The 12,310-nt window shown below is 58.4% G+C and carries 10 protein-coding genes and 2 pseudogenes; 8 read left to right on the plus strand and 4 right to left on the minus strand.

Annotation, left to right across the window (positions count from 1 at the left end; translation table 11 throughout):
• The first annotated feature begins 170 nt into the window (after positions 1 to 170).
• A complete protein-coding gene (locus ACVMB1_RS19735; protein ID WP_456849008.1) occupies positions 171 to 641 on the plus strand; it encodes a hypothetical protein in 471 nt (156 codons plus the stop codon).
• Between the two features lie 356 nt (positions 642 to 997).
• Here ACVMB1_RS19735 and istB read toward each other — a convergent pair whose 3' ends face one another.
• Positions 998 to 1,774 (minus strand): IS21-like element helper ATPase IstB, encoded by a 777-nt coding sequence (istB, locus tag ACVMB1_RS19740; RefSeq protein WP_253609770.1) that lies wholly within the window; start codon positions 1,772 to 1,774, stop codon positions 998 to 1,000.
• A 17-nt stretch (positions 1,775 to 1,791) separates the two neighbouring features.
• Positions 1,792 to 3,342 (minus strand): IS21 family transposase, encoded by a 1,551-nt coding sequence (istA, locus tag ACVMB1_RS19745; RefSeq protein WP_253603713.1) that lies wholly within the window; start codon positions 3,340 to 3,342, stop codon positions 1,792 to 1,794.
• A 255-nt stretch (positions 3,343 to 3,597) separates the two neighbouring features.
• On the opposite strand from istA, the gene ACVMB1_RS19750 reads away from it, so the two are divergent.
• On the plus strand, positions 3,598 to 4,626 hold the full coding sequence (locus ACVMB1_RS19750) for an acyltransferase family protein (protein ID WP_456849010.1): 1,029 nt from the start codon (positions 3,598 to 3,600) through the stop codon (positions 4,624 to 4,626).
• 178 nt (positions 4,627 to 4,804) lie between these two features.
• On the opposite strand, the gene ACVMB1_RS19755 is transcribed toward ACVMB1_RS19750, so the two are convergent.
• A complete protein-coding gene (locus tag ACVMB1_RS19755) occupies positions 4,805 to 5,014 on the minus strand; it encodes a hypothetical protein (RefSeq protein WP_456849012.1) in 210 nt (69 codons plus the stop codon).
• Positions 5,015 to 5,821: 807 nt separating this feature from the next.
• Positions 5,822 to 7,990 carry an acyltransferase family protein gene (locus ACVMB1_RS19760; RefSeq protein WP_456849014.1) on the minus strand — a complete coding sequence of 723 codons (2,169 nt, stop codon included), beginning with the start codon at positions 7,988 to 7,990 and terminating at the stop codon, positions 5,822 to 5,824.
• A gap of 487 nt (positions 7,991 to 8,477) precedes the next feature.
• Here ACVMB1_RS19760 and ACVMB1_RS19765 point away from each other — a divergent pair.
• From ACVMB1_RS19765 to ACVMB1_RS19790, 6 genes and pseudogenes are all read left to right on the plus strand, one after another.
• Positions 8,478 to 8,531, plus strand: a pseudogene (locus tag ACVMB1_RS19765) (hypothetical protein); the annotation flags it as partial.
• Positions 8,532 to 8,534: 3 nt separating this feature from the next.
• Positions 8,535 to 9,003: pseudogene (locus ACVMB1_RS19770) on the plus strand (IS630 family transposase); the annotation flags it as partial.
• A 223-nt stretch (positions 9,004 to 9,226) separates the two neighbouring features.
• Positions 9,227 to 9,688, plus strand: a complete 462-nt coding sequence (tnpA, locus tag ACVMB1_RS19775; protein ID WP_456849016.1) for an IS66-like element accessory protein TnpA — start codon at positions 9,227 to 9,229, stop codon at positions 9,686 to 9,688.
• Positions 9,685 to 10,038: an IS66 family insertion sequence element accessory protein TnpB gene (gene tnpB / locus ACVMB1_RS19780; RefSeq protein WP_069279868.1), complete on the plus strand. Its 354-nt coding sequence runs from the start codon at positions 9,685 to 9,687 to the stop codon at positions 10,036 to 10,038. Before tnpA ends, tnpB begins: the two co-directional genes overlap by 4 nt.
• A 50-nt stretch (positions 10,039 to 10,088) precedes the next feature.
• Positions 10,089 to 11,651, plus strand: coding sequence for an IS66 family transposase (tnpC, locus tag ACVMB1_RS19785; protein ID WP_456849018.1), 1,563 nt, complete (start codon positions 10,089 to 10,091; stop codon positions 11,649 to 11,651).
• A gap of 29 nt (positions 11,652 to 11,680) precedes the next feature.
• A complete protein-coding gene (locus ACVMB1_RS19790; RefSeq protein WP_456849020.1) occupies positions 11,681 to 12,271 on the plus strand; it encodes a UPF0149 family protein in 591 nt (196 codons plus the stop codon).
• Positions 12,272 to 12,310: the final 39 nt, after the last annotated feature.

Genomic DNA, 12,310 nt, shown 5'->3' on the forward strand with positions numbered 1-12,310 from the left:
ATCAAATGGGCCTCAGAGCTACGCTTACGATACAGCGACCAAGGAGTGATAGTTGATCGACACCTCTAACCCGTGGAAACGCCTTCAAACAATCACAGAGTTCGACTCCGACTACTTCGCCGCTAAGCGAGACACAGTCCTGCATCGCTCTGGGCGCACCCCCCCCCTACGTGAGCATCGATACTAAATTTTGCGGCGTGACCGTCGTTCCCATCGATGCTGAAGGCTACACCACCTTGGTAGGTCAGTGTCGTTACGTCCTCGGCCGTTTTACTTGGGAGGTCGTTCGAGGTGGAGTACCTCTCAACTCGTCGCCGCTCGACGGTGCCAAACTAGAGTTGCTCGAAGAAACCGGCTTCAGCGCCGATCATTGGATCCATTTATTTGATCTCACCGCCTCGCCTGGAATCTCGAACGAGATTGCTCCGTGTTTTGTTGCTTGGGGGCTGCATCACGGAAAACCTCAACACGCCGCTGAAGAAAGCTTGAGTCAACGGCGGATATCGTTTGGCGACGCGATAACGTTGGCTCTCACCGGTGAGATCGCCGACGCGGCCAGCGTCTCGACGATCCTAGCAATACAAACAAGGGCTCTCCGGCGAGACCTGCCTGACGAACTTCTTCGGTTGCTCACGCTGTGAGCATTGCCCGGCGCCACACACTTGTTTGGCTACAAAGCCCGAGCGGCCCAAAGCCAGAAATCTGGGCCCCGGACTATTTCGCGCTGTATTGGCGGCGGTCAGAACAGGTGATCATAGCGACCCGGGAACTGACCGAGGCGGAGCGGACCGAACCGCTCGACGTGCTGGCGCGGAGATATCCCCGCCTCTAAAGGGGGATTGGCCAAACAGGCTTGCTTAGTCCTGGTTGTGGAGGCTAGGGTCCTCGTGCGTATTTCGCAAAAACGGGACAGCGGTTTCGCTAACTGACGGACAGCAGTTTCGCTAAATCGCGGACAGCGTGGCGGCGCTGGCTTTTGGTTGCCTGGTTGTTGAAGTCAGTTGATATTCGTTTCGCTGTTTTCGACGTCGGTCAAGGGGCGCGCGGCTTTTTTCCTTCGCATGCTGTCGCCTTCGAGGGCGATACGGTGGGAGTTGTGGATGATCCGGTCGAGGATAGCATCTGCGATGGTTGGCTCGCCGATCATGTCGTGCCATTGGGCAACGGGCAGCTGAGCGGTAATCAAGGTCGATTTGCGCCTGTAGCGCTCTTCGAAGATTTCGAGGAGATCAAGGCGCTGCTGGTCATTGAGGGTGTGGGTGCCCCAATCGTCGAGGATGAGCAACTGGACACGTGCAAGCTTATCGATGAGGCGCGGGAAGCGACCATCGAGACGGGCCATGGCGAGGTCTTCGAACAAGCGCGGCATACGCAAATAAAGGACGGAATGATCGAGCCTGGCCGCCTGGCGTCCGAAGGCACATGCCAACCAGGTTTTGCCAGTCCCGGTCAGGCCGGTGATGATGAAGTTCTCATGGGCTTTCAGCCAGGCGCCTTGCGCCAGCTGCAGGGTGTTGCGCCGGTCAAGGCCGCGGCGGGAAGCGAAGTCGACGTCTTCGATACAGGCGTCGACGAAGCGCAGCTTGGCTGCGGCCAGCCGATTGGTCAGGCGCCGGTCGGCACGCATGGCGGCTTCGCGATCGAGCATCAGGCCGAGCCACTCATCCCGGCTGAGATCGGCGGCATTGTCCTGTTCGGCTAGTTGCCGGTAAGCGGCCGCCATTCCGGCAAGGCCGAGCGCCTGCATCTGCTCGAGGGTCGGGTGGGTCAGCATCGCGATGTTCCTTTCCTTCATTGATAATAGCCCCCACCACGGATGTTGGCGTGCGAGGGGGTGGCTTTGACGGGTGCGGCAGCAGGGCTCGCGCGGTCGAGCCCGGATTTGAGGATCGCGCTCACCGAGGAGTAGCTGATCGCGTTGATGACGAGTGCCCGCTCGCAGGCCGCTTCGAGCCGATCGCGCTCGTAGCGCCGTGCCAGGGCGATGATCCCCATGGCGGAGCGATAACCCTGCTCGGGATGCGGGCGCTCACGCATCATCCGCTCGACCAGAGTGGCGGTGTTGACGCCGATCCGCGCTGCCATCTTGATCAAGCTCGCCGGCGTCATATTGGCATAACGCTGATGGGCCTTGGGCATGTGCTCGTTCACGGTGACATGGCCGCCGCGCTGAGAGCGGCGCACATGGCTGGCGACACGCGTGTGATCCTGGAAGATCTCGACGGCTCGATAGGTGAGCCGGACGTCCACCCGACGGCCGATCAGCCGGTGCGGCACCGAGTAAAAGGTCTTGTCGACTTCGACGTGATAATCGGGGTGGACCTTCGCCGTTTTCCACTCGGCGTATTCGAACGGCTCGCCCGGCAGCGGCGTCAACGCAGCGCGCTCGATCTCCTCGAACAGCTGCCGGCGGGATTTGCCGATATGGCGCATCGGCCGATGGTTCAGCTCCTCCAGCAGACCGCCGATCGCAGTATTGAGATCGGTCAGGTTGAAGAACCGCCGATGGCGCAGCCGTGCCAGAATCCAGCGCTCAACAATCAGCACCGCGCCTTCAACCTTGCCCTTGTCGCGCGGCTTGCGGCTGCGGGTCGGCAAAATCGTCGTGTCGTAGTGCTCGGCCATGGCGGCAAAGGTTTGGTTGAGCGTCGGCTCGAACCACAACGCCTTGACGACCCCGGCCTTCAGATTGTCGCAGACGATCGCCTTGGGAACTCCGCCGAAGTACGACAAGGCTCGGGTCTGGCCTTCGATCCAATCTGGTAGTCGCTGACCGAAGCTCCCCATAGCGAAGGTCAGCGACGAGGCCCCGAGCACCGCGACAAATATCTGCGCCTGACGGATCTCGCCGGTTTGCGGATCGATCACCTCCACCGTCGGACCGGCATAGTCGGTCTGCATCACTGCACCCGCCGCGTGGCGATGACGGAAGGTCGGGTTCGCCCGGCGCCGATAGGCGTCAAACTTCTCGCAGAACCACGTGTAACCATAGCCGTCGGGATGCGCCGTCCGGTATTCCTGCCACAGCAGCGTCAGCGTCACGCCCTTGCGCTTGAGCTCCTGCGCCACCCGTGGCCACTCAGGCTCGCTCAAGTCCTGCGGGGGGCGCCCGACCCGCCGGAACAAGGCTCGCTGCAAGGCCGCCTCGCTCTCGTAAATCGGCGGCAGCGGCCAGCTCAAACCCGCTTCACGCGCTCGCAGCAGGTAGGTGGCAACCGAACTCTTGCTGATCTGCAGCCGTTCCGAGATCTCCCGAACCGACAGGTCCTGCTCGTACGTCAGCCTCAGGATCGATCGTAGGTCCTTCACAGTGGTTCGTTTCGCTTGCTTCCGTCTCGGCATTGCCCCTCTCAAACTCAGCTTGAGAGAGAACATTGCCTGAACGGCGCTCCCGAAAACCAACCTCCCGCAACTGTCCGCGATTTAGCGGAATCCCTGTCCCGGAATTACTGAAATCGCTGTCCGCGAATTACCGAAATTGCTGTCCGGAAATTGCCGAAACACGCACCTCGCCCATTGGCGGCTTCTTGCCCCCCAATGCGAACAGCAAATCGCTACCGAAGGAGAAGCATTAATTGCAGCGAGTACTGGAATTCGATGGTCTGCGCGCTATCGCGGTCATGCTGGTCGTCATTTTTCACTCGTCCGGGGGAACAATTCTACCGGGCGGATATCGGCGTCGATATCTTCTTCGTGCTGAGCGGATATCTCATCACATCCCTATTGATCTCTGAGTATCGCGAGACTGGAGAGATCTCGTTGTCGCGTTTCTACGTTCGACGCGCGCTACGTCTGATGCCAGCACTCTGGTTGACGCTCGTGCTTGCCAGCCTCGCCTGGTGGTTATTTTCTGGCACGCCGCCGGACTGGCCCGCAGTATCAGCTTCGGCTCTTTACTATATGAACTGGCTGCGTGCCTTCACGACTGGCCAGGACTGGATACTTGGACACACGTGGTCGCTTGAGGAACAATTCTATCTGCTCTGGCCGATGGTTTTGGTGGTGGTTCTATCAGTCAGACCGAGTGCGGCGCGTTGGGCGGCAGCGATACTTTTAGTTTGCTCTATCGCAACCTGGCCGGTGCTCCTGTGGCGCGACGATTTGTACAGGGTGTACAACGAATTCGATACCCGATCCTCTGAGATGTTCATAGGTTGCCTGCTGGCGCTCCTCCCTGTCTCTGACCGAATTTCGATGCTGCTGAAACTCCTATCACCCGTGCCAATACTCGCGCTTGCGCTCGTCTCTGTTACGTTAGATTGGCGAAGTCCTATTTTGATGTACGGTGGCTATCCGGCAATTGCAGCACTCACCGCCTGGATATTGATAGCAATTCAGGCCGGCGCCCCGTTCAACATCGCACTGCGCAATACCGTCATTGTATATATCGGTCGCATTTCATACGGCATATACCTATTTCACTTCCCAGTGGGACAACTAATCACGCTTCGAGGTTGGAGCACCACCGCATCGGTAGTTACGGTAGCGCCCATTTCAATCGCCTTGGCAGCACTATCTTACAGCTTGATGGAGCGTCGTTTCCTACAGCTTGCGCCTCAGGATTTCTCCTATCACTGGCGGCTGATGTCGCGCCGGGATCAGCTTCGGCCCGATGAGTTGGTTTAATGTTCTCCCCCATCCCAGACCGTTCTTTCGACTAATGAAAATAGGTAGATCGTCGAAGCGCGCGTTCGGCCCACGATCGTGGGACCGGGACGGAGAAAGGACGGAGCCCGACCAGCGTTGGCGCTCAGATATCCGGATCCCGATTAGATTTCTAAAGGGATTCACAGCATCACCAATGCTAGTGCGAGACAATAGAGACACTATCGACTGAGAGCGGCAGCGTTCCATTGTCGTTGAACAATCCGAATACCCCACCTTTCATATTATCCGCCACAACGTGAGAGGTTGCTGTATCAATTCCGTCCACAAAGACAGCCAACGCGCCAGAACCATCCACAAAAACTTGATATCGGTGCGGCACACCCGAGTTGTCTGTAGCTGACAGCATAGTGACCACCTGATGGGTTAACCGCGACCAAAGCACCGCCGGAAGCTTCTAGATAGATGATAACTCCGGGGACTGCTTTACCATCGTTCACTGACGGGTCTAGTCCCGCGCTCCAACAACCGTGAATTATGAAGCCCTGCCCCCTTTGAAGGGTCGCCTTGATCTCGATATTGATCGCTCCGACGACCCGTGATGTCGGAACCTCATCGAATAGTACAACGACGTTTGACCCCGGTCCCGCCTCCAAGTTTTGGAGAACTGGTTTCCTTTGCAGGCCATACGGAGTGCCCGAGGCTGATCCAACTCTCTGAGAGAACTTTGCCGAACCCGATCTTGAGCGGACATAATTAACGCCGATCGATAATCCGGAGCCTTGTGTGTATTCAAGAAGGTGTAAACCGGGCACTGCGCTGTAGATCACTCCCACTTCCTGGTCTTGCACCAGCCCAGGACCGATTGAGCCTGACATTGAAACCGTTCCAATGGGTAATGTATTGACGGCCACATTTGCGCTCGTCGATCCTCCAGCCCAAATGAGATGAGCGGCGTAGATATCCAACCCCGGCTCCCCGACAAGGATCGCCATACGTGCAGCCTGTGGCCCCGAACCGGGTGTGATCCGCTGCACACCTGAACGAGACCACGGCGCTGAAGTTGGCGCGTTGGCAGGCTGCATCAGAAATGCACCTGATCCGGCACCTACAATTTCGTTCAGTCGCGAAAATCCGCGCTGCGGGTGCACAAACGGAATAGCCATGTTACGACCAAGCGCGAGATAGACATCATCGGCCGGTTGCCGGCACTTTTCTAGGCCGGTGAGCCGACGGCCATCACCGATTGGATGAAATTTACAAGATAGCGCGCAACGTATTCTGATCCCTGCTTATTGAGGTGATCGAAGTCAGCATAAAAAAGCATACCGTTCTTTGAAATATAGCAAATCTGCTTATCACAAAGCAAATCGGACAGATTGAAGGTCTTTACCTCAGGATAATCCGTCAATACTTCTTCAACCAGCGAACGATAACCACTCACAGCTGGATTTGCGTCATGCTGCTGGCGAGGAAACGAGCAATGGTTGTCGGAATTCGTTAGCCGGAAGGGCCGCGGCGCGCACAACTTGGGATCGAAATCGATCATAGGGTTATCAAACACCACGATCACCTTCTTGCCGGCCTTCACAAGTCTCGCAAAGGTCCTTTTCATTCCCTCTCTTAGAACTGATCGATAGTCCGTGTTATTTGGATTTGCCATATCGATAGCGTCGGCATACGAGCACACGGGATTATGCGCAAGGAGCACGACTTTTATCCGGGGATCGTCGATGATATAATCATATGCCTTATCGATGAGCTTGTACGCGCCTCCTCGCACGCGTCGTACAGACAAGTCTTGCTGCGCAGTTGCTGTGTCGATATAGGGTGCGGCGCAACTGGCAGAAAAGGAGGCGATGCCTTCGCTTGGGTGCAGGTATTTAATCAGCCCGGGGAAGAGCTGTCCTGCGTGAGAATCGCCAATTACGGCGACTGAGTTACCGCTGTCCCGCTGCAGAAGGCATGGATTATCTGTGGTACGTCTCCACTCAGGAAAATGCCTCTCGCAATTCCTCATGGAGCTTGAAGCAACCGCGGCATATCCATCGTCCTGGGCTGCGACACTCGGAAACCTAGAGGTGAAACCTCCTTCTCGGTACGTCGCAAAGCCAACGAAACCAATCACCGACATGGTCGTCAAGAGCGCCAGAACTTTCTGCCTGTTGTGCCCGCCAAGACGAACCCGTTTCTCAATAACCTCATAGGTTAGCCAAGCGAGGACAACCGCAATCGCTACTGCGGCGAAGCGTATATCTAGGCTCGGCTCCTTGCTCTCGACTATGCGTGCAAATGAGAGCAATGGCCAATGCCACAAGTAAAGGGGAAAGCTTATTAGGCCAAACCACACGAAAATGGGGTTAGAAAGCACGGTGCGATTGATAAAAGCATTCTGGCCCGCGGCTATAACCATAACCGAGCCGAGAACCGGAACTAAGGCTACGGTACCCGGAAAATTAAGAGCGCTGCTGATGATCCAAAAACCACTCAACAAAAAGGCAATGCCCAGAAAAGAAAACGCGTTGCTGAGAGCGCTTATATTCGGTGCTCGCTGAATGCCAATCGAAGTCATCTCGGCAACGGAACGGTTTCCTCTCATGTATATCGTAAACCAAGCGAGCAGGCTACCGGCTAAAAGCTCCCAGAAACGCGTCTGTGGAGAGTAAAAAGTCGACACCGTGTCCTGATTGACCTTAGAAATATTCAGGTAAAAAGACACGGCAATTAATGTGACTGTAGCCGCTATAAACCCCGTTTTTAGCTTTCGCGAAATCCAAAGCAACAGCGGCCATGCAATGTAGAACTGCTCCTCGATGCCCAGGCTCCAAAGGTGCAAGAGGGGCTTTGTTTCAGCAGAGTTGTCGAAGTAGCCCGCCTCATTCAAAAGCACCAAGTTGGAGATGAAACCAGCGCCTCCGGCGACATGCTTTCCAAGCTGCGTGTATTCATCGGGGAACGAAGCAATCCAGCCGAATGCTAGACACGCCGCTAAAACCAAAGTGAGCGCAGGGAAAATTCGCCTTATCCGGCGGGAGTAAAATTCGAGAAAACTGAAAGTGCCTCGATCGATATTCTCAAATATAATCGCCGAGATCAGATATCCGGAAATGACAAAGAAGATATCAACTCCGACAAATCCTCCTTTCAACCAGTCGGGAAATGCGTGATACGCAACGACTGACAGCACGGCGACAGCCCGCAGGCCATCAATATCAGGCCGGTACTTCGGGTGCGAAGGAGCGTTTGGCGAAACTGCCACAGCCTTTCCCGTTGCGGTAGAGATTAATATGTTCATTGAGGCCAAGCTGTAATGACCTTCTAGCGACGAAAAAATCTTAGAAGGAAAGCCTATATCGTTGTCAATAGATTCGATCCGAAAATGCATTGCGATGCGCTTGAAGATTGACTAGCGCTCAATTTTCTGCAACGCTTGCCGTGCAGGAGTTTGGGCTGCATAGAATTAAAGATGGTGTTCGACATCCCAACCAATATGAAGCCGAGCACGGCACGATGTGATGTTTTGAGACATCCACATCAGTCAAGCCAAGACGGCAAATATCTTTCCTAGCGCGAAGAAAATCTCCCGATTTACTATTACGGAGTCGAGCTCAGCAACTGTGCTCTCCTAGACTTAATCGAGATTGAAATTCGCTCCGGCTTGTATGAGGACCAGAGCAAGAAACACAGCTGACCTTGCCCCGAAGTTTTAGAGCATGTTGTTTTTTACCGGAATCGGGATTCCCATCGGAACCGATTTCTGATTCAAACTCCGTGCTGGAGAACGGGGGAAAGCATGGATGACGCGACCCTATTCAGAAGACCTTCGTTAACGGGCTCTGGCGCGAGCTGATGCAGGAGAGACAGTACGTTCGATTGCAGAGGCGCTTCAGATCAGCCCGTCCTGTGTAACGAAGTGGAAGAATCTGAGACGGGAGACTGGGGGCGTTTCGCCCGGCAAGATCGGTGGTCACAAGAAGCCGGTTCTGTCCGGTGCCAATGCTGACTGGCTGCGCAAGCGCGTTCTCGCGGGACCATTCACCTTACGGAAGCTGACACAGGAACTGGCGGCGCGCGGGATCAAGACAGATGTGCGGGCGGTGTGGACGTTTGTGCATGCTGAAGGGCTGAGCTTCAAAAAAAACGATCCTGCCAGTCGAACAAGATCGCCCCGACATCGCCCGTAAGCGGACAGGCTGGAAGGCCCATCAAGGCAAGATTGACGCTTCACGCCTGATCTTTATCGACGAGACCTGGATCAAGACCAATATGGCGCCACTGCGCGGCTGGGGACCGAGTGGACAGCGGCTCCAAGCATCCGCGCCTTTCGGTCACTGGAAGACCATGACTTTCATCGCAGCGCTGCGGCACGACCAGATCAGCGCACCTTGGGTCGCCGACGTGTCGACCTCACCGAAGAAACGAACACCGGCTCCGCGCCAAGCGCAAGAGCGGCCTCATCAAGCCGCCCGCCGCTGACGGCCCTCCGGTCGGCTCCGCCTCCCTCCGTCCCGTCAGCGGCGGAGCCAACCTTCAACCGTAACCGGCATGAGGGCCTCACGTCGCAGTGACGAAGCTAGTCTGCGATACCGGCTGGCAAGAGCTGATCGGTGGAGGTGGCGCGATGGCAAATGCCATGCTTGATGCCAGGCAGGAAGGTGACTCTTATCGCCGCGTTGAGGTGATCACTGGGGAGCGCCGGCGGCGACGGTGGACGAGCGAGGAGAAGGCCCGGATCGCGGCAGAGAGCTTTGAGGAGGGGGCGAACATCTCCGAGGTGGCGCGGCGCAATGGCGTTTCTCGCGGACTGCTCACGGTATGGCGACGCCAGGTAGCGGCGGCGCTGGCCGGCAAAGCCCAGAACTTCGTGCCTATCCAAATTGGCGCCGAGAGCGATGGCGGGAGGGTTGGCAAGTCCGAGTGTATTTCGCCGGTACAGACGAAGCCCGTGGAGATTGCCACGCCGCCGGCCAAGGTCTGTGGAGTGGTCGAGATCGAGGTGAACGGGGCGCCCATCCGGGTCGAGCCGGGGGTGGAACTGGCGACGCTTTTGGTGGTGCTATCGGCGCTTCGAGGGATCCGGTGATTGCTCTACGGTCAGACCTCAAGGTGGTGCTGGCGGCCCAGCCGGTCGACTTTCGTAAGTCGGTGCATACGCTGTCGGCGCTGGTGAGCGAAGCACTGCGCGCGAACCCATATTGCGGCGACGTCTTCGTGTTCCGCAGCAAGCGCATGGACAGAGTGAAGCTTCTGGCGTGGGACGGCAGCGGCATGGTGTTGGTAACGAAGTGGTTGCACCAGGGGCGTTTCACCTGGCCGCCGATCCGCGACGGCGTTGTGCATCTCAGTGCGACGCAGCTTGCGATGCTACTCGACGGGCTCGAGTGGACGCGTGTGTCGCCCAAGCCTGTGAAGCAGCCGGCCATTGTCGGCTGAGAAGTGAGGATTTCACTGGAGCATGGGTCGCACGGATGTATCGTCTGGTCATGGCGATTCGCCCCGACACTCTCCCGACCGATCCGGCAGCTCTGACCGAGATGGTGCTCGCGCTTGACGCTGAGAACGAGACGCTGCGCGTAGCAATGCAAACGTTCAAGGACATGATCTTCGGGAAGCGCTCGGAGCGGCTTGCCGCGCTCGTGGCCGAGCAGCTCGCGCTTGAGCTTGGCGATCTTGAGACCGACGTCACGCCGCCTGCAGCTGCCAACGACGATGCAGCTGCGGCAAAGCCGCCCGGCAAGCCACTGCGGAAGAAGGCGCGCCGCAACATCGGCGCGCTTCCAAAGCACCTGCCGCGCTGCGAGCATGTGCTGGAGCCGGAGGCGACCGCATGCCCGTGTTGCCAGGGCCAGCTTCACAAGATCGGCGAGGACGTCAGCGAGGTGCTGGACATCATCCCGGCGATCCTGCGGGTGCTGCGGACGGTCCGTCCCAAGTACGGCTGCCGCCGCTGCACCGATGGTGTGATCCAGGCGAAGGTGCTGCCGCGCCTGATCGAGAGCGGCATGGCTTCGACCGCACTCGTGAGCCACGTGGTAGTCTCGAAGTTCGCCTGGTATCTGCCGCTGTACCGACAGGTGCAAATTCTGGCCGGCCAGGGTGTCCATCTCGACCGGGCGACGCTTGCCGGCTGGGTGAAGCGTGCGGCCTGGTGGCTCAGGAGCCTCTATGCGCTTCAGCTGCGCACGATCCAGACCGCGCCGCGCCTGTTCTGCGACGAGACGCCGATGCCGGTGCTCGATCCCGGACGACATCGCCCGCGCATCTGCCAGTTCTGGGCGCATGCCATGGATGACCGGCCATGGGGCGGTCCCTCGCCGCCGGCGGTGGCCTACGTGTTCGCCGACGGCCGCGGCACGGCGGAGATCGCCAGACAGTTGATGGGCTTTTCCGGCATTCTGCAGGTCGACGGTTATGCCGCCTACAAAGCGCTCGCCCGCGATCATGGCGGCGCGATCCAACTCGCCTTTTGTCTCGCCCACGCCCGCCGCAAATTCGTCGAGGTGTATAAGACGACCCAGTCGCCGTTCGCGCGCGAAGTGATCGAGCGCCTGCAGGCGGTCTATGCCATCGAAGCAGAGATCCGTGGCAGCAGTGCCGAGCAGCGGCTGGCCACCCGCGGCACCAGGTCCGCTCCATTGATGGAGGCGCTCAGGACGCGCCTGACCGCAACGGTCGGCCAGCTCTTCTCCCAATCGAAGCTGGCGGAGGCCATCAACTACGCACTCAATCACTGGGACGGGTTGACGCTGTTTCTCCGCGACGGCCGTGTCGAAGTTGACAGCAACACAGTCGAGCGTTCCATGCGCCCGATTGCGATGGGAAGACGCAACTCATTGTTCAGCGGCAGCGAAGGCGGCGCCGAGAGCTGGGCGATCCTGGCGTCCCTCGTGAACACGGCAAAACTCCATGAGCTCGACCCGCAGGCCTACCTGACCGATGTGCTGGAGCGCATCGTGTCTGGGCGAACCAAGAGCCATCAGCTGCACGAGCTGCTCGCCTGGAACTGGAAGGCGGCGCGCCGGCACACACCGCAGGCAGCGGCATGAGCCCACGTCGCCATAAGGCAGCATCGTCGATGGCGTCAGCCGCGATGTCGCTTGCGGAGCTCGAGCGATGGCTCCAGGATCGCGTCGATCGCCATCCTGCCGCCACCAGCATTCCCATGCTCGACGGCTATACCGCCCCGATCGTGGCCGGACCGGTGTCGATGAGCCCGCTCGATTGGATCTGCCCGCTGCTCGCGATCGATGCCGACGCTTTCAACCATGGCGACACGCCGGAGTTTGCCGCGATCTCCGCCGTCGCGCTGCGCCACAACGACATCAGCAACACCCTCTCGACTGCCCCCGATCGGTTCGAGCCGATGCACCGGCGCGACCCCAGCGGCAACATCGATGCGCATCCCTGGTGCCAGGGTTTCTATGCCGCGATGCGGCTCAGACTGTCGGCGTGGGCGCCGTTGCTCGACGTCAACAACGTCAATCACGGCCTGCTGCTGCCCATCCTGCTGCATTGTCGCGACGATCAGGCCCGTCCGCTGCTCGGACCGCCACGAAGCGGTCGCAAAACCGAGGATTTCCTCCGTAACGCCAACCTCGATATCCCAGCCGTCGTCGAGGCGCTGCGCCAGCACTGGATGCCCATCCGCTACGCCCGCGACCGCTAATCATCGCGGACGTGGGAGCTCATACCGGTTACCTTCAAC

The organism is Bradyrhizobium sp. USDA 4504 (assembly GCF_054063995.1).